The sequence below is a fragment of the Kitasatospora sp. NPDC006697 genome (assembly GCF_042869935.1).
Taxonomy (GTDB): Bacteria; Actinomycetota; Actinomycetes; order Streptomycetales; family Streptomycetaceae; genus Kitasatospora.
On record NZ_JBIAGU010000013.1, the window covers coordinates 96,327 to 112,615 of the forward strand.

A 16,289-nucleotide genomic window follows, 5' to 3' on the forward strand; every position below is an offset into this window, starting at 1 on the left:
AATGCGGACATAGCTGATCAGTAGGTGGGCGATCGATCGCGCTCCGTAATTCTGACGTGATGTCGGCGATATGAGCTTGTGATTGTTCAGCAGATCTGCCTACTCTCCGTGGAGTTCGCGGCAGCGAACCCCGTGCGCGGAAACGCCGAGCCCTGCCCACCGCGCAGCCGGGCAACCCGACTTCCCCATGGGCAGGGGCGGGGGACCCAGGTTTTCTGCCGTCTCCCACGGCTAGGGGTGAAGCCGACCGCCGGAGCGATCCGGGCGGCCGGCCGGGCCATCCTCACCGGTCCGAACCCGACAGCTCACCTCGCAGGCGTGCGGAGAGGGACACCTTCATGCTGCTCAGTGGCACTGGCCGCCATCGCCGTCGCACCACCGCGGAGAAGGCCATCGCCGTCGCCGGCGTGGCCGGCGCGGGCCTCGCTCTGCCGCTGCTCACCGCGGCCGGGGCGCACGCCGCGCCGGTCTCGGTCTGGGACGGCGTCGCCAACTGCGAGTCCACCAACAACTGGTCGATCAACTCCGGCAACGGCTTCTACGGCGGGCTGCAGTTCACCTCCTCGACCTGGGCCGCGTACGGCGGCACCCAGTACGCCCCGCGTGCCGACCTCGCCAGCAAGGACCAGCAGATCGCGGTGGCCGAGCGGGTGCTGGCCTCGCAGGGTCCGGGCGCCTGGCCGGTCTGCTCGGTGAAGGCCGGGCTGTCCAAGGGCGGCGGCGCCGCCGCGGTGGACACCGGCAGCGACTCCGCGCCGACCACCCGGTCCGCGCCGAGCACGCCGAAGCAGACCCAGCCCAGCAGCCCCAGGCCCAGCCAGTCGACGCCCGGTCAGTCGAAGCCGGCCGCCCAGCCGAGCACCCCGGCGCCGGCCGCCGCTCCCGCGAAGCCGGCCGCCCCCAGTCCGGCGAAGCCGCAGACCGGCGGCTACACCGTGAAGCCCGGTGACACCCTGTCGAAGATCGCCACGGCGCAGCAGATCGTCGGCGGCTGGCAGGCGCTGTACCAGCACAACCAGTCGGTGATCGGCGGCGACCCGAACCTGATCTACCCGGGCCAGGTGCTGGACGCCGGCTGAGCCGACTTCCGCGCCCGGATTCCCAGCCCTGCGTGAAGCCGCAGGCCGGAAGCGGTCCGGGGACGTTCAACCCGGCGTCCCCGGACCACACCGAACAGGCATTCAGGTGAACTACCGGCAGGTAGCAGAGCCACACCGTGAGACGGGAGCGAGGTCCGGGTGGCCCGGCCGGTCGGTGCGGTTAGGCTCTGGTCGTAACGCCCCCGCCATCCCTGTCCGCAGGACCGCTTCCGCAAGGAGATGCATAGTGCCGTCCATTGATGTCGTCGTCGCCCGCGAGATCCTCGACTCCCGCGGTAACCCCACGGTCGAGGTCGAGGTCGGCCTCGACGACGGCAGCACCGGCCGCGCCGCTGTCCCGTCCGGCGCCTCCACCGGTGCCTTCGAGGCGCTGGAGCTGCGCGACGGCGACAAGAACCGCTACGGCGGCAAGGGCGTCGAGAAGGCCGTCCTCGCCGTGATCGAGCAGATCGGCCCGGAGCTGGTGGGCTACGACGCCACCGAGCAGCGGCTGATCGACCAGGCGATGCTCGACCTCGACGCCACCCCGGACAAGTCCTCGCTCGGCGCCAACGCCATCCTCGGCGTCTCGCTCGCCGTGGCGCACGCCGCCTCCGAGGCCTCCGACCTGCCGCTCTTCCGCTACCTCGGCGGCCCGAACGCGCACGTGCTGCCGGTCCCGATGATGAACATCCTGAACGGCGGCTCGCACGCCGACTCCAACGTGGACATCCAGGAGTTCATGATCGCCCCGATCGGCGCGGAGTCCTTCTCCGAGGCCGTCCGCTGGGGCGTCGAGGTCTACCACACCCTCAAGGGCGTGCTGAAGGAGCGCGGCCTCTCCACCGGTCTGGGCGACGAGGGCGGCTTCGCGCCGAACCTCGACTCCAACCGCGAGGCGCTGGACCTGATCACCGAGGCGATCAAGAAGGCCGGCTACGTGCCGGGCAAGGACGTCGCGCTCGCCCTGGACGTCGCCGCCAGCGAGTTCTACAAGGACGGCGCCTACCAGTTCGAGGGCAAGTCGCTGTCGGCCGCCGAGCTGATCGACTACTTCGCCGACCTGGTCGACTCCTACCCGCTGGTCTCCATCGAGGACCCGCTGAACGAGGAGGACTGGGACGGCTGGAAGGCCATGACCGACAAGCTCGGCAGCAAGGTCCAGCTGGTCGGTGACGACCTGTTCGTCACCAACCCGGTCCGGCTGGCCCGCGGCATCGAGACCGGCACCGCCAACGCGCTGCTGGTGAAGGTGAACCAGATCGGCTCGCTGACCGAGACCCTGGACGCCGTCGAGCTGGCCCAGCGCAACGGCTACCGCTGCATGATGTCGCACCGCTCCGGCGAGACCGAGGACGTCACCATCGCCGACCTGGCCGTCGCCACCAACTGCGGCCAGATCAAGACCGGCGCCCCGGCCCGCTCCGAGCGCGTCGCCAAGTACAACCAGCTGCTGCGCATCGAGGAGATCCTCGACGACGCCGCCGAGTACGCGGGCCGTGCCGCGTTCCCGCGGTTCCGCTACGCGGACCAGTAGGCCCAGCGAGTACGAGGGCTGACCCCGGCCCAGCAATGACCGGTGCCCCGGCCCCCACCCCGTAGGGTGGGGGCCGGGGCACCGGCGTGACGGAGGGGCGAGGAGCAGATGGCAGCGTGGAAGTTCCCGGGGCGTCCCCGGTTCACCAGCCGCGCCACCGTGCTGGTCCTGGTGCTCTGCTCGCTGGTGGCGATCCTGGCCTACCCGACCCGTCAGTTCATCAACCAGCGCGACGAGATCGCCGCCCAGCGCGCCAAGGCCGAGCAGGCCCGCCAGGAGGTGCAGCGGCTGACCGCCGAGCGGGCCCGCTGGCAGGACCCGGAGTACCTCAAGGCCCAGGCGCGCAGCCGGCTGCACTACGCGATGCCCGGCGAGACCCCGTTCACCGCCGTGGACCCCAGCCCCTCGCCCGGCGCGACCAAGCCCTCGGGCGCCGGCACCGCGCAGTCCGGGCCGAAGGCCGCCGAGCCCTGGTACAGCACCGTCTGGAACTCGGTGGACGCGGCGGCCGGCTCACCCACCCCCACCCCCGCACCCGTCCCCTGACCCCTGATGAGCACCTGATGAGCACTGAGAACCAGCCGGAGAACCAGCCGGTCGCCGACCGCGACCTGGCCGCCGTGGCGGCCCAGCTCGGCCGGGTGCCCCGCGGCACCCGGGCGGTCGCGCACCGCTGCCCGTGCGGCAACCCCGACGTGGTGGAGACCGCCCCCCGGCTGCCCGACGGCACGCCGTTCCCCACCCTCTACTACCTGACCTGCCCCCGGGCCGCCTCGCTGATCGGCACCCTGGAGGCGGACGGCGTGATGAAGGAGCAGACCGCCCGGCTCGCCGAGGACCCGGAGCTGGCGGCCGCCTACCAGAAGGCGCACGAGGACTACATCGCCCGCCGGGACGCCATCGAGGTGCTGGAGGGCTTCCCCAGCGCCGGCGGCATGCCGGACCGGGTGAAGTGCCTGCACGTGCTGGTCGGCCACTCGCTGGCGGCCGGACCGGGCGTCAACCCGCTGGGCGACGAGGCGCTGGCGATGCTGCCCGAGTGGTGGCGCAAGGGCGGCTGCGTGACGGAGGAGCAGATCGAGGCCGGGGTGGCCGCGCTGCACCGGCAGCGGGCCGAGGCGGACGACCCCGCCGAGGTGATCGCCGCCAAGGAGGCCAAGACGGCCGAGCGGGCCGCCAAGCGCGCCGCCGCCGGGGACGAGGCCGGGGAGGACCGGGGATGAGCAGCACCAGGGTGGCCGCCGTCGACTGCGGCACCAACTCGATCCGCCTGCTGATCACCGAGCTGGACCCGGCCGCCGGCCGCGCGCGGGACCTGGACCGCCGGATGCAGATCGTCCGGCTGGGCCAGGACGTGGACCGCACCGGCCGGCTGGCCCCGGAGGCGCTGGAGCGCACCTTCAAGGCCTGCCGGGAGTACGCCGCGGTGATCGCCGACTACGGGGTGGCGCCGGAGCGCACCCGGTTCGTGGCCACCAGCGCCTCCCGGGACGCCGAGAACAGCGCCGAATTCGCCGAGGGCGTGCGGGAGATCATCGGGGTGTCGCCCGAGGTGGTCTCCGGCGACGAGGAGGCCCAGCTGGCCTTCACCGGCGCCACCCAGGGCCTGGCGGGCAGCGGGGCGGCCGCCCCGTACCTGGTCTTCGACCTGGGCGGCGGCTCCACCGAGTTCGTGCTGGGCGCCGACTCCGTCCGGGCGGCCCGCTCGGTGGACATCGGCAGCGTGCGGCTGACCGAGCGCCACTTCGCGGGCACCGAGGTGCCGACGGCGGCTCAGATCGCCGCCGCCGAGGCGGACATCGCCGCCGGGCTGAACCGGGCCGCCGAGGTGGTCCCGCTGGACGCCGCGGCCACCCTGGTGGGCCTGGCGGGCACGGTCACCACCGTGGCCGCCATCGCGCTCGGGCTGCCCGACTACGACTCGGCGCTGATCCACCACTCGCGGCTCTCGCTGACCCGGGTGCGCGAGGTGACGGAGCGGCTGCTGGGCGCCGGCCACGCCGAGCGGGCGGCGATCCCGGGGCTGCACCCCGGGCGGGTGGACGTGATCGCCGCGGGCGCCCTGGTGCTGCGGTCGATCATGGAGCGGACCGGCGCCGCCGAGCTGCTGGTGAGCGAGCACGACATCCTCGACGGCATCGCCTGGAGCCTCGTCCGCTGACCCGGCGACGGCCCCGCCGGCCGCCGACGCGCCACCCCGCCGACACCCCGGGGCCCCCTCCGGGACCCCTTCAGGGGGCCTTCGGAGGGGTGGCGCGCCCGCCCTCGGGAGAAACTTCGTGAATTTCTTCACATGGAGTTCCAGCCGTTTTCCGCACTCGGGGAGGCGGTTCGTCCGGATTGCGGGACCGAAGGCCGCCGGTGGGCCGGGGTCGCAAGATCCCAGGCGGGGCTTCCGGCTGGCCGTCGAAATCGGAACAACGGGCGGGAACCGCCCGGTGGGGCCGGATCGTTGCTGCTCACGAGGGACGCCGGAATCCAAACCTCCGGTCGAGCGCCGGCCGGGTGCTCCGGAGGGGTCTTGTGGGGCTGGTCGGGCCGAAGTGTGGGCGGGCAGTGTAGCAGGCCCTGTCCAGACCCTTGTGACGGGCCTCACGAAGAGTGCTCCGGGCGGTGCTGGATACTTTCGGATATGAGCACCACGGAGCGTCCTCGCATCCTCATTGTCGGCGGTGGTTACGTCGGCCTGTATGCCGCGATGCGCATCCTCAAGAAGATGCGCTACGGGGAGGCGACCGTCACGGTCGTCGACCCGCGGTCGTACATGACGTACCTGCCCTTCCTCCCCGAGGCGGCCGGCGGCAACGTCGCCCCTCGCAACCTCGTCGCGCCGCTGCGCAGCGCCCTCAAGAAGGCGGAGGTGCTCACCGGTCACGTGACCGCTGTGGACCACGCCCGCAAGGTCGCCACCATCGCGCCGCAGGCCGGCGAAAGCTACGAGCTGCCCTTCGACTACCTGGTCGTGGCCACCGGCTCGGTCTCCCGCACCTTCCCGATCCCCGGCCTGGCCGAGCACGGCATCGGCATGAAGACGGTCGAGGAGGCGATCAGCCTCCGCAACCACGTCATGGCCCAGCTGGACAAGGCCGAGTCCACCACGGACGAGGCGATCCGGCGCAAGGCCCTCACCTTCGTGGTCATCGGTGGCGGCTTCGCCGGCATCGAGACCGTCGCGGAGATCGAGGACATGGCCCGCGACGCGGCGAAGCTCTACAAGACCGTCAGCCGGTCCGACATGCGCTTCATCGTGGTCGAGGCGGCCAACCGGATCCTCCCCGAGATGGGGCCGGACCTGGGCCTGTGGACCAAGGAGAAGCTCGAAGAGCGCGACATCGAGATCTTCATCGAGACCTCGATGGACTCCTGCGTCGACCAGCACGTGGTGCTGAAGAACGGCGTGGAGTGCGACGCGGCCACCATCGTGTGGACCGCCGGCGTCAAGCCGAACCCGGTGCTGGCCAACTTCGGCCTGCCGCTGGGTCCGCGCGGCCACGTCGACACCGCCGCGACCCTCCAGGTCCAGGGCTTCGACAACGTCTGGTCGGCCGGCGACAACGCCCAGGTGCCGGACCTCGCCGTGGGCGAGGGCGCCTGGTGCCCGCCGAACGCGCAGCACGCGGTGCGCCAGGCGGCCGTGCTCGGCGACAACGTGATCTCCGGCATGCGGGGCTTCCCGCAGCAGGAGTACAAGCACAAGAACCTCGGTGCGGTCGCCGGTCTGGGCCTGCACAAGGGCGTGGCGATCCTCTTCGGCAAGTACAAGCTGAAGGGCCGTCCGGCCTGGTGGTTCCACCGCCTGTACCACGGCGCCATGGTCCCGACCATGAACCGCAAGGTCCGGGTCTTCACCGACTGGACCCTCGCGATGTTCCTCAAGCGCGAGACGGTCGGCCTGGCGGAGATGGAGAAGCCGTTCGGCGCCTTCCAGGAGGCGGCCGGCCCGGCGATCCCGAAGCCCGCGGCCCCCGCCGAGGCCGACAAGGCCCTGGCGAGCAAGTAGGAACGGCACAGCAAGCGACTGATCCCGGCCGCAGGGCCGGGGTATGAGTCGGAGGCCCTCCGCCCGGCAGCGTCGCCGGACCACGACCTCCGTGGTGCTCAGCCGGTTTCGCGACCGGGCGGAGTACGACCAGCAGGACCGCAGTAGCAGTAGTCGGGAAAAGGGCCTCGGCCCGGTGGTGGCGTCCACCGGGCCGAGGCCCTTCCGCATGTCCGGCGCGGGCCGCCGGACGGGCCGTCAGGCGGCCTTGATGCTGTCCAGGATGTCGAGCCTGGCAGCCCGCCGGGACGGCCAGACGGCGGCCACCAGGCCCACCAGGCCGGCCAGCGCCAGGAAGAGCAGCAGCCGGCCCACCGGCAGCACCGTGGTCAGCCCCGCCACGTCGTTCTTCAGCGTGCCGGTCACCGCCCAGGCCAGGAAGGTGCCCAGGCCCAGGCCCAGCACCGCGCCGAAGAGCGAGATCACCACCGACTCCAGCCGGACCATCCGGCGGATGCCGCGCCGGTCCAGGCCGATCGCCCGCAGCATCCCGATCTCCCGCTTCCGCTCGAAGACCGACATCGCCATGGTGTTGATCACGCCCAGGATGGCGACCAGCACCGACATCGCCAGCAGGCCGTAGAGCATGTTCAGCGCGAACGAGATCTGCGAGCTGACCTTGTCCTTCAGGTCCTGCTTGGTCTGCACCTCGATCAGCGGGTTGTCGCCGCCCGCGTCCACCAGCGACTGGCGTAGCGCCGAGGTCTCCCCGGAGGTGCCCTTGACCAGCACCACCTCGGTGTTCGCCGGCACCTGGTGGGCCGTCAGCACCGCGTTGTCCAGCAGCGTCGACCTCAGCAGCTGGCTGCCGGTGTAGATGCCGCCGACGGTCAGCGTGCCGGTGCTCCCGTTCGGGAAGACGGTCGGCAGGGTGCTGCCCACCGACAGGTGCTCGGTCTTGGCGGCGTCGGCGTCGACCAGCAGCTGCCCCTGGCCGAGCGCGGCGGCCGAGCCGCTGGTCATCGAGAGGCTGAGCACCTGGCCGGCCGCGCCGGCGTCGATCCCGGAGACGTTGAGCTTGCCGGCACCGATCTTGAAGCGGCTGGAGGTCAGCGGCGAGGAGGCGGCCACCCCGGGGGCGTGCTGGATCCGGTCGGCCACGTCGGGGGAGACGCTCAGGCCGTTGGAGAGCCCGACCGCGTAGTCGGCCCGCATGGTGTTGGTGACCGCGCGGTCCAGCATCGCGTTGAACGAGGTGCCCAGCACGGTGAGCGCGGTGACCAGGGTCAGGCCGATGGTCAGCGCCGAGGCGGTGGCGGCGGTGCGGCGCGGGTTGCGCACCGCGTTCTGCCGGGCCAGCTTGCCGGAGATCCCGAACAGCTTGCCGAGCACCGGGCCGACCAGCGCGATCAGCGGGCGGGAGAGCAGCGGGGTGAGGATGAAGATCCCGACCAGCGCGGCCACCGCGCCGCCGGCCACCGTCCACTTGCCGCTGGAGCCCTGGGTGGAGCCGAGCAGCACCAGCGCCGCGCCGCCGCCGGCGATCACCGCGCCGATGCTGTTGCGCACCAGCAGGCCCTTCTGGGTGGCCGGCTGGTCCACGCTGCTCATTGCCGCCACCGGGGCGATCCGGGCGGCCCGGCGGGCCGGCAGCAGGGCCGACAGCACGGTCACCACGGTGCCGACCACCAGCGAGACCAGGATGGTGGTCGGGGCGATGATCAGCGGGCCGGTGGGGGTGCTGCCGTTGCCCAGCGAGCCCACCAGGGACTGCAGTCCGGCCCCGATCCCGACGCCGGCCAGCAGGCCGGCCAGCGAGGCCAGGGCGCCGATCAGCAGCGCCTCGATCAGCACCGAGTTGGTCACCTGGCGGCGGCTGGCGCCGATCGCCCGCAGCAGCGCCAGCTCCCGGGTGCGCTGGGCGACCAGCATGGTGAAGGTGTTGGCGATGATGAAGATGCCGACGAAGAGCGCGATCCCGGCGAAGGCGAGCAGCATGGTGCGCATGCCGCTGGTGCCGGCCTCGATGTCCTTGCGCTGGTCGTCCTGGAGCTGGGTGGCGGTCTTGTAGGTGAGGTTGTGCGAGTCCGGCAGCACGCTGCCGACCTCGTTCGCCAGCGTCTGCTGGCTGGTGCCGGCCGCGCCGACCACCTCGACGGAGCCGAACTGGCCCGGGGCGCCGAGCTGCTGCTGGGCGGTGGCGGTGTCGAAGAGCACCAGCGGGTTGCCGGAGTTGACCCCCGGGTCGTCGGTGCTGAAGATGCCGGTCAGCACGGCGTTCTGGGCCGGGCCGTTGACGGCGACCCGGACGGTGTCGCCGACGTGGTAACCCGCCTTGTCGGCGCTGGCCTTGTCCAGCCCGATCTCACCGGTGTGCTGCGGGCCGCGGCCCTGGGCGAACCGGTAGCGGGAGTCCTGGCCGTCGCGGCCGGGGGCGAAGTTGCCGCCCATCGAGTCCCGGCCCTGGCCGAGGCTCTTGCCGCTCCTGTCGGCCACCGCGGTGAAGCCGTTGACCACGCCGCGGACCTCGGCGACCCCGGGCAGCGCGGCGAGTTGGGAGACGGTGGCGGCGGTCAGGTGCTTGGCGCCCGGGTCGCCGTCCTCGTCGGTGAAGCCCGTGGTCGTGGAGGCGTCGTCCACGACCCGGACCGAGAGGTGGTCGAAGCCCTTGGAGTAGCTGTTCTTCAGCGCCGAGCCGAAGGTGTCGGAGAAGACCATGGTGCCGGCCACGAAGGCGGTGCCGAGCATGACGGCCAGTGCCGTCATCAGCAGCCGGCCCTTGTGGGCCAGCACGTTGCGCAGTGCGGTGCGGAACATCAGCTGGTCCGGCCCTTCGCGTCGAAGCGGCGCATCCGGTCGAGCACGGCGTCCGCGGTGGGCGCGGTGAGCTCGTCCACGATCCGGCCGTCGGCCAGGAAGACCACCCGGTCCGCGTAGGAGGCGGCGACCGGGTCGTGGGTCACCATGACGACGGTCTGGCCGAGTTCGCGCACCGAGTTGCGCAGGAAGGCGAGGATCTCGGCGCCGGAGCGGGAGTCCAGGTTGCCGGTGGGCTCGTCGGCGAAGACGATCTCCGGCTTGGAGGCGAGCGCCCGGGCGCAGGCCACCCGCTGCTGCTGGCCGCCGGAGAGCTGGCTGGGGCGGTGCGAGAGCCGGCCGGAGAGGCCGACGGTGTCCACCACCGCGTCCAGCCAGGCCCGGTCCACCTTGCGGCCGGCGATGTCCATCGGCAGCGTGATGTTCTCCAGCGCGGTCAGGGTGGGCAGCAGGTTGAACGCCTGGAAGATGAACCCGATCTTGTCCCGGCGAAGTTGGGTGAGCTGCTTGTCCTTCAACCCGACCAGCTCGGTCTCCCCGATGGTGGTGGAGCCGGAGGAGACGGTGTCGAGCCCGGCCATGCAGTGCATCAGGGTCGACTTGCCGGACCCCGAGGGGCCCATGATCGCGGTGAACTCGCCCTGGCGGAACTCGACGCTGACGTCGTCCAGGGCGACCACCCTGGTCTCGCCCTCGCCGTAGACCTTGTTGAGGCCAACCGCCCGGGCGGCGGCCCGGCCGGTCCGGACGGCGGCTGCGGTCGACGTGGTCATCAGCTGCTCCTGGGGTGGGGATGGACAGCGCTGCGGCCGGTTCCGGCGGCGCACTGGCGGATGTCTCCATGCTCGCCGCCGGACCGCCCCGTTCTCGTCGCTCCGGCGGACGGTTGGCCGCCCCGACCGCGGTCTGATCCGCGGTGCCCGTTCTCCTCCTGCGGTATGACAGTGACCCTGATGGCCGGAACGCGCGCATCCATGGCCGGATTCCGGACTGTTCGTCAGATGGCAAGGAAACATGACAACTTCCCCGGCCAGGAACATGCGCGAGAGGGATCGGGACGACTAGGCTCTGGGATGCCCGGCAGACGGGCGGTGCGTTTCCGGCCCGGATGGTGGAACGCAGACACGGGCAGCTTAAAACTGCTTGGCCGAGAGGCCGTGCCGGTTCGAGTCCGGCTCCGGGCACCGAGGTCGGACCGTCCCCCTGACCCGGGGAACGACGGACCGCCCGCCCCACGGGAGCGTGGGGCGGGCGGTTAGGCTTTCCGCCATGCCCGATCCCGCCGACCTGTCGGCCGCCGTCGACCACCTCGCCGACCGGTTCCGCGCGATGCCGCAGAGCCGGCTGCTCGGCGCCGTCCCCGGGCACCCGTCGCGGGCCGCCGCCGGGCTGGCGCTGGCCCGCCTGCTGGCCGCCGGGGCCCAACTGCTGGAGGAGGGCGCCGCCGCGGCGCCGCGCGAGCTGCCGGACGCGGGCGCCTTCGCGGTCGGCGACCAGATCGCGGTGGCCGGGCACGACCTGGCGGTGGCGCTGCACGACGCCGGGAACGACGAAGCCGCGGCCGCGCTCCTGGCGGAGGCGGCCGCGGCGGTCGGCGAACTGGCCGGTCTGGTCGGCTGACCGGGGATCAGATGCTGGCGACCACCCGGTCGGCCAGCACGTAGACGGTCTCGTCGTCGGTGGAGAAGGTCAGCGAGTAGGAGCCGGAGAACCGGGAGCCGCCGAGCAGCCGGACGTCCTCGCCGGCCCGCACCGCGTCGATCAGCCGGTAGGCCGCCTCGCGGTCGCCGGGGGCCACGCAGAGCGTGGTGCCGTCGGCGAAGGCGTAGACGTCCAGGGTGCCCAGCGGGCCGGGCCGCACGTCGGTGAGCGCGATCCGCTCCTCGGCCAGCGCGGTCAGCCGGGTGTCGGTCCACTCCCGGGACGGGGTCTGGCTGGGGACGAAGTCCGGGTGCGAGGGGTGGCGGCGCGGGTCCGGCGCCGGGGCCGGCTCGGCCTCCGGGTCGGGGTCCAGCAGCCCGGCCTCCAGGCCGGTGGCCAGCAGGTCGGCCTCCCGGCGGGCGCGCTGGTCGCTGTCGCCGTTCTGGGCCGGGGCGCCCGGCATGCTGGGGTGGCCGACCGGGCCGGGCAGCGTGCCGCTGTCGCTGATCATGTCCTCCAGCGCGGAGCGCAGCGCGTCGCCGAACACCGGGTCGATGCTGCCGGAGTGGTCCGCCGCCTCCTGCGGGCCGGTCGGCCGCGGGAAGAAGACCGGCCAGTTCTCCGCCCCCAGGGACTCCAGCCCCCCGGCCGGCGGGTCGAGCAGCGGGTCGTCCTCGGCCGCGCGGGCCTCCTGCTCGGCCCAGAACGCCCGGGCTTCGCTGATCTCCCGCTCGCGGTCCGCGGCCAGCGCCTCGGTGACGGCGCGGCGTATCGCCGCCTCGTCGGGGGCGGCCGGAGCGGCGGCCGTGTGCTCGGCCAACCGGCGGGAGAGGACGCGTACATGGACCAGGACGGCTGACGACACGACGATCAGGATCAGCAGCAGAGAGGTGTACACGGCGCTCACGGAACGTACTCCTTGCGCGGAGTGGAACGGGGGAACATCTCCACCCTGCCGTATGGATGGCTGGTGCTGCAGTGGAAGATGTCCGATATGTCCGTGACGTTGGTCATTGTCCGAAAATCTAAAGGTCAGGTTGGTGTACGCTGCGGAGTTGATCGGCTCCGGGGTGTGCAAATCGGAGCCTCTGGAAACGAGTTGAGGGCCGGATCGCACTCCTCGGTGTGATCCGGCCCTCAATTACGCTGGGTTATGCCAAACGGGTGTCAAGTACCCAGCCGTATACGGCGCGTCACTCAGCTCAGCCGCTCGATGGTTCGGGCCGCTTGGTGAGCTGTTCCTCCGCTGCGTCTCAGCTCAGTCGCTCGATCACCATCGCCATGCCCTGTCCGCCGCCCACGCACATGGTCTCCAGGCCGAACTGCTTGTCGTGCCACTGCAGCGAGTTGATCAGGGTGGTGGTGATCCGGGCGCCGGTCATGCCGAAGGGGTGGCCGACCGCGATCGCGCCGCCGTTGACGTTCAGCCGGTCCAGGTCGATGCCCAGGTCGCGGTAGGAGGGGATCACCTGGGCCGCGAAGGCCTCGTTGATCTCCACCAGGTCGATGTCCCCGATCGACAGCCCGGCCCGCTTCAGCGCCTGCTTGGAGGCCTCCACCGGGCCGTAGCCCATGATCTCCGGGGAGAGTGCCGAGACGCCGGTGGAGACCACCCGGGCCAGCGGGGTCAGGCCAAGCTCCCGGGCCTTGGTGTCGGACATGATGACCAGCGCGGCCGCACCGTCGTTCAGCGGGCAGCAGTTGCCGGCCGTCACGGTGCCGTCCGGGCGGAAGACCGGCTTGAGGCCCTGCACGCCCTCCAGGGTGACCCCGGCGCGCGGGCCGTCGTCGGTGGAGACCACGGTGCCGTCCGGCAGCGTGACCGGGGTGATCTCGCGGGCCCAGAAGCCGGCCTTGATCGCGGCCTCGGCCAGGTTCTGCGAGCGCACGCCGAACTCGTCCTGGTCGGCCCGGGTGATGCCCTTGAGCGCGGCCAGGTTCTCCGCGGTCTGGCCCATCGCGATGTAGGCGTCCGGCAGCAGGCCGTCCTCGCGCGGGTCGTGCCAGCCGGCCTCGCCGGTGCCCTCCTCGGCGCGCCGGGCGGTGCGGGCCATCGCCTCGCCGAAGACCGGGTTCTGGGTGCCCGGGAGGTCGGAGGTGCCGTTCACCGAACGGGAGACGGTCTCCACGCCGGCCGAGATGAAGACGTCGCCCTCGCCCGCCTTGATCGCGTGCAGTGCCATCCGGGTGGTCTGCAGCGAGGAGGAGCAGTACCGGGTGATGGTCGCGCCGGGCAGGTAGTCCATGCCCATCTGCACCGCGACGATCCGGGCCAGGTTGTGGCCCTGCTCGCCGCCGGGCAGGCCGCAGCCGAGCATCAGGTCGTCGATCTGCCGCGGGTCCAGCTCGGGCACCTTGGCCAGTGCGGCCGCGATCACCTGCGCGGTCAGGTCGTCCGGGCGCAGGTCCTTGAGCGAGCCCTTGAAGGCCCGGCCGATCGGCGAACGGGCGGCGCTGACGATGACGGCTTCGGGCATGACGGCTCCTCTGTGCCTGGGGAAGAACTGGGTGCGACGGCTACGGGGCGAAAAGTTACTCTCAAGTAGCCCGCGCGTCATCCGGCTCGGGGTGTGAGCTGTCCGACGTCGGCCCCTCGCCGCCGGCCGGCAGCCCGAACCGCAGCCGCTGCTTGACCAGCGCCCAGCGCCGTCCGCCCGCCCCCTCGGTGGCCGAGGCCACCTCGGTGCCGGACCGCCCGGCCGCGGTGGCCGCCGCCACCGCCATCGGCAGCACCGTCTCCCGGGCCCCCGGCGCGGGCGGCGCGGTCTCCTGCGGCCACAGGCCCAGTGCCGCGCAGACCGAGGGCAGCACGGCCATCGCGGCGGTGGCGTAGCCCTGGGCGGAGGGGTGGAAGCGGTCGGAGGCGAACATCTCCGGGCGGGCCGCGAACTCCGGGCCGAGCAGCGAGCCCAGCGAGACCGTCCGCCCGCCGGCCTCCACCACCGCGATGGTCTGCGCGGCGGCCAGCTGCCGGCTCACCCGCCGGGCCAGCCAGCGCAGCGGCGGCCGGACCGGCTTGATGGTGCCCAGGTCCGGGCAGGTGCCGACGACCACCTCGCAGCCGAAGGCCCGCAGGTCCCGCACCGCCTCGCCGAGCAGCCGCACCGCCTGTGCGGGAGGGGTCCGGCGGCGCACGTCATTGGCCCCGATCATGATCACCGCGAGGTCGGGGGCGGCCGCCGTGGCCTGCCCGACCTGGCGGGCCAGGTCGTCGGAGCGGGCGCCGGAGACGGCCACGTTGACCAGCCGGACCCGGCGCTCGGCCACCGAGGCCAGCCCCGCGGCGAGCAGCGAGCCCGGGGTCTCCCGGCCCCGCCGGACCCCGAGCCCGACCGCCGTGGAGTCGCCGAGGAAGGCCAGCACCAGCGGCTCCTCGCCGGCCTGGGCCGGGTCGACGAAGCCGTCGCCGTAGAGCCCGTCGGCCTTGGGCGGGTCGCCCTCCAGCACCCCGATCTCGCGGATCGCCAGCCGGCTCTCGGTGATCAGCACGCCGGCCAGGCCGACCCCGATCAGCCCGAGGCCGCCGCCGCCGTAGGCCGCGGCGGCGGCGATCCGGCGGGCCACCCTGGCCCGCGAGTGCTGCGACCCTGCCATGTGCCGACCCCCTGCGCGTCGTCGGTCCGGCGCGCCGAGCGTCCGGTCTCCACGCTGCCTGCATACCCCCGGACACCTGCGCGCTACCGGTGAGCGTGGGCCATCTGGAGCCATAGGCTGGGCACACCGAAGGAAATGACATGGCCACAGACCGGGAGGACCCCCGTGCGGTACCACAATTCGATCATCGACCTGGTCGGCAACACTCCGTTGGTGAAGCTCACCAAGGTCACCGAGGGCATCTCGGCGACCGTGCTGGCCAAGGTCGAGTACTTCAACCCGGGCGGCTCGGTCAAGGACCGGATCGCGGTGCGGATGATCGAGGCGGCCGAGGCCTCCGGCGCACTCCGTCCGGGCGGCACCATCGTCGAGCCGACCAGCGGCAACACCGGCGTGGGCCTGGCCATCGTGGCCCAGCAGAAGGGCTACAAGTGCGTCTTCGTCTGCCCCGACAAGGTCTCCACTGACAAGATCAACACGCTCCGGGCCTACGGCGCCGAGGTGGTGGTCTGCCCGACCGCCGTCGCCCCCGAGCACCCGGACTCCTACTACAACGTCTCCGACCGGCTGGTCCGGGAGATCCCGAACGCCTGGAAGCCGGACCAGTACTCCAACGCGGAGAACCCGGCCTCGCACTACCACTCCACCGGTCCGGAGCTCTGGGAGCAGACCGAGGGCCGGATCACCCACTTCGTCGCGGGCGTCGGCACCGGCGGCACCATCTCCGGCACCGGCCGGTACCTGAAGGACGCCTCGGGCGGCAAGGTGCAGGTGGTCGGCGCCGACCCGGAGGGCTCGGTCTACTCCGGCGGCACCGGGCGCCCCTACCTGGTCGAGGGCGTCGGCGAGGACTTCTGGCCGACCGCCTACGACCGCGAGGTGGCCGACGAGATCGTGGCCGTCTCGGACAAGGACTCGTTCCGGATGACCCGCCGGCTCGCCAAGGAGGAGGGCCTGCTGGTCGGCGGCTCCTGCGGGATGGCCGTGGTGGCGGCGCTCGAGGTGGCCCGCCGGCTCGGCCCGGAGGACGTGGTCGTGGTGCTGCTGCCGGACGGCGGCCGCGGCTACCTGTCGAAGATCTTCAACGACGACTGGATGGCCGACTACGGCTTCCTGCCCACCGCCGAGGACGAGGCCACCATCGGCGAGGTGCTGGCCCGCAAGGACCACCTGGAGCACGAGGGCATCCCGCAGTTCGTCCACATGCACCCGAACGAGACGGTCGGCGAGGCGGTGCAGGTGCTGCGCGACTTCGGCGTCTCGCAGATGCCGGTGGTCTCGCCCGGCGCCGGCCACCCGGACATCATGGCCGGCGAGGTGATCGGCTCGGTGGCCGAGCGCGACCTGCTGGCCGCGCTCTTCAGCGGCGGTGCCCAGCTCGCCGACCCGCTGGAGAAGCACATGTCCAAGCCGCTGCCGGTGGTCGGCTCGGGCGAGTCGGTGACCGGGCTGATGACCGTGCTGGAGCAGGAGGACGCCGCGGTGGTGCTGGTGGACGGCAAGCCGCAGGGCATCGTCACCCGCCAGGATCTGCTCGCCTACATGGCCGGCCGCGCCGGGCACTGAGCCTCCGGCCTGACTATGTTTCAGGCAGTCGTTCGCTTCCCCACCGATCGGTACCTGCACGACACGCGTGCGCAGC

At 72.3% G+C, this 16,289-nt stretch carries 13 protein-coding genes, 1 tRNA gene and 1 riboswitch; of the genes, 9 read left to right on the forward strand and 5 right to left on the reverse strand.

The window, feature by feature from the left end:
• Positions 1 to 167 precede the first annotated feature (167 nt).
• A riboswitch (cyclic di-AMP (ydaO/yuaA leader) is annotated at positions 168 to 333 on the forward strand.
• Positions 334 to 338: 5 nt separating this feature from the next.
• The 6 genes from ACFYNO_RS19870 (at position 339) to ACFYNO_RS19895 (ending at position 6,616) form a co-directional block, all read left to right on the forward strand.
• The gene (locus ACFYNO_RS19870; RefSeq protein ID WP_388013589.1) at positions 339 to 1,079 is read left to right on the forward strand and encodes a transglycosylase family protein; all 741 of its coding nucleotides are present in this window, start codon (positions 339 to 341) and stop codon (positions 1,077 to 1,079) included.
• A 247-nt stretch (positions 1,080 to 1,326) separates the two neighbouring features.
• Positions 1,327 to 2,616 carry a phosphopyruvate hydratase gene (eno, locus tag ACFYNO_RS19875; RefSeq protein ID WP_388013592.1) on the forward strand — a complete coding sequence of 430 codons (1,290 nt, stop codon included), beginning with the start codon at positions 1,327 to 1,329 and terminating at the stop codon, positions 2,614 to 2,616.
• Between the two features lie 108 nt (positions 2,617 to 2,724).
• On the forward strand, positions 2,725 to 3,162 hold the full coding sequence (locus tag ACFYNO_RS19880) for a septum formation initiator family protein (RefSeq protein WP_388013595.1): 438 nt from the start codon (positions 2,725 to 2,727) through the stop codon (positions 3,160 to 3,162).
• A gap of 17 nt (positions 3,163 to 3,179) precedes the next feature.
• Positions 3,180 to 3,839: a DUF501 domain-containing protein gene (locus ACFYNO_RS19885; protein ID WP_388013598.1), complete on the forward strand. Its 660-nt coding sequence runs from the start codon at positions 3,180 to 3,182 to the stop codon at positions 3,837 to 3,839.
• Positions 3,836 to 4,777, forward strand: a complete 942-nt coding sequence (locus ACFYNO_RS19890; RefSeq protein ID WP_388013601.1) for an exopolyphosphatase — start codon at positions 3,836 to 3,838, stop codon at positions 4,775 to 4,777. The genes ACFYNO_RS19885 and ACFYNO_RS19890 overlap by 4 nt, the downstream gene beginning before the upstream one ends.
• Before the next feature lie 471 nt (positions 4,778 to 5,248).
• On the forward strand, positions 5,249 to 6,616 hold the full coding sequence (locus tag ACFYNO_RS19895) for an NAD(P)/FAD-dependent oxidoreductase (RefSeq protein ID WP_388013604.1): 1,368 nt from the start codon (positions 5,249 to 5,251) through the stop codon (positions 6,614 to 6,616).
• Between the two features lie 237 nt (positions 6,617 to 6,853).
• Here the strand turns inward: ACFYNO_RS19895 and ACFYNO_RS19900 are convergent, their stop codons facing one another.
• Together ACFYNO_RS19900 and ACFYNO_RS19905 are read right to left on the reverse strand one after the other, a co-directional pair.
• Entirely contained in the window at positions 6,854 to 9,412 is a 2,559-nt protein-coding gene (locus ACFYNO_RS19900) for an ABC transporter permease (RefSeq protein WP_388013607.1), read from the reverse strand.
• Positions 9,412 to 10,185 (reverse strand): ABC transporter ATP-binding protein, encoded by a 774-nt coding sequence (locus tag ACFYNO_RS19905; RefSeq protein WP_388013610.1) that lies wholly within the window; start codon positions 10,183 to 10,185, stop codon positions 9,412 to 9,414. Before ACFYNO_RS19905 ends, ACFYNO_RS19900 begins: the two co-directional genes overlap by 1 nt.
• Before the next feature lie 329 nt (positions 10,186 to 10,514).
• Between ACFYNO_RS19905 and ACFYNO_RS19910 the strand changes: the two genes are divergently transcribed.
• Together ACFYNO_RS19910 and ACFYNO_RS19915 are read left to right on the forward strand one after the other, a co-directional pair.
• Positions 10,515 to 10,596 (forward strand) — tRNA-Leu (locus ACFYNO_RS19910).
• Between the two features lie 85 nt (positions 10,597 to 10,681).
• On the forward strand, positions 10,682 to 11,032 hold the full coding sequence (locus tag ACFYNO_RS19915) for a hypothetical protein (RefSeq protein WP_388013613.1): 351 nt from the start codon (positions 10,682 to 10,684) through the stop codon (positions 11,030 to 11,032).
• A 7-nt stretch (positions 11,033 to 11,039) separates the two neighbouring features.
• Here ACFYNO_RS19915 and ACFYNO_RS19920 read toward each other — a convergent pair whose 3' ends face one another.
• From ACFYNO_RS19920 to ACFYNO_RS19930, 3 genes are all read right to left on the reverse strand, one after another.
• On the reverse strand, positions 11,040 to 11,960 hold the full coding sequence (locus ACFYNO_RS19920) for a hypothetical protein (protein WP_388013616.1): 921 nt from the start codon (positions 11,958 to 11,960) through the stop codon (positions 11,040 to 11,042).
• A 346-nt stretch (positions 11,961 to 12,306) separates the two neighbouring features.
• Positions 12,307 to 13,530, reverse strand: a complete 1,224-nt coding sequence (locus ACFYNO_RS19925) for an acetyl-CoA C-acetyltransferase (RefSeq protein ID WP_388013619.1) — start codon at positions 13,528 to 13,530, stop codon at positions 12,307 to 12,309.
• Positions 13,531 to 13,591: 61 nt separating this feature from the next.
• The gene (locus ACFYNO_RS19930; RefSeq protein ID WP_388013622.1) at positions 13,592 to 14,647 is read right to left on the reverse strand and encodes an SGNH/GDSL hydrolase family protein; all 1,056 of its coding nucleotides are present in this window, start codon (positions 14,645 to 14,647) and stop codon (positions 13,592 to 13,594) included.
• 135 nt (positions 14,648 to 14,782) lie between these two features.
• Here ACFYNO_RS19930 and ACFYNO_RS19935 point away from each other — a divergent pair, with 135 nt between their 5' ends.
• The gene (locus ACFYNO_RS19935; protein WP_388013625.1) at positions 14,783 to 16,213 is read left to right on the forward strand and encodes a cystathionine beta-synthase; all 1,431 of its coding nucleotides are present in this window, start codon (positions 14,783 to 14,785) and stop codon (positions 16,211 to 16,213) included.
• Positions 16,214 to 16,289: the final 76 nt, after the last annotated feature.

Coding starts and splice junctions, on each gene's coding strand:
- ACFYNO_RS19870 (WP_388013589.1), top strand. CDS start 339: ATGCTGCTCAGTGGCACTGGCCGCCATCGCCGTCGCACCACCGCGGAG.
- ACFYNO_RS19880 (WP_388013595.1), top strand. CDS start 2,725: ATGGCAGCGTGGAAGTTCCCGGGGCGTCCCCGGTTCACCAGCCGCGCC.
- ACFYNO_RS19885 (WP_388013598.1), top strand. CDS start 3,180: ATGAGCACTGAGAACCAGCCGGAGAACCAGCCGGTCGCCGACCGCGAC.
- ACFYNO_RS19890 (WP_388013601.1), top strand. CDS start 3,836: ATGAGCAGCACCAGGGTGGCCGCCGTCGACTGCGGCACCAACTCGATC.
- ACFYNO_RS19895 (WP_388013604.1), top strand. CDS start 5,249: ATGAGCACCACGGAGCGTCCTCGCATCCTCATTGTCGGCGGTGGTTAC.
- ACFYNO_RS19900 (WP_388013607.1), bottom strand. CDS start 9,412: ATGTTCCGCACCGCACTGCGCAACGTGCTGGCCCACAAGGGCCGGCTG.
- ACFYNO_RS19905 (WP_388013610.1), bottom strand. CDS start 10,185: ATGACCACGTCGACCGCAGCCGCCGTCCGGACCGGCCGGGCCGCCGCC.
- ACFYNO_RS19915 (WP_388013613.1), top strand. CDS start 10,682: ATGCCCGATCCCGCCGACCTGTCGGCCGCCGTCGACCACCTCGCCGAC.
- ACFYNO_RS19925 (WP_388013619.1), bottom strand. CDS start 13,530: ATGCCCGAAGCCGTCATCGTCAGCGCCGCCCGTTCGCCGATCGGCCGG.
- ACFYNO_RS19930 (WP_388013622.1), bottom strand. CDS start 14,647: ATGGCAGGGTCGCAGCACTCGCGGGCCAGGGTGGCCCGCCGGATCGCC.
- ACFYNO_RS19935 (WP_388013625.1), top strand. CDS start 14,783: ATGACATGGCCACAGACCGGGAGGACCCCCGTGCGGTACCACAATTCG.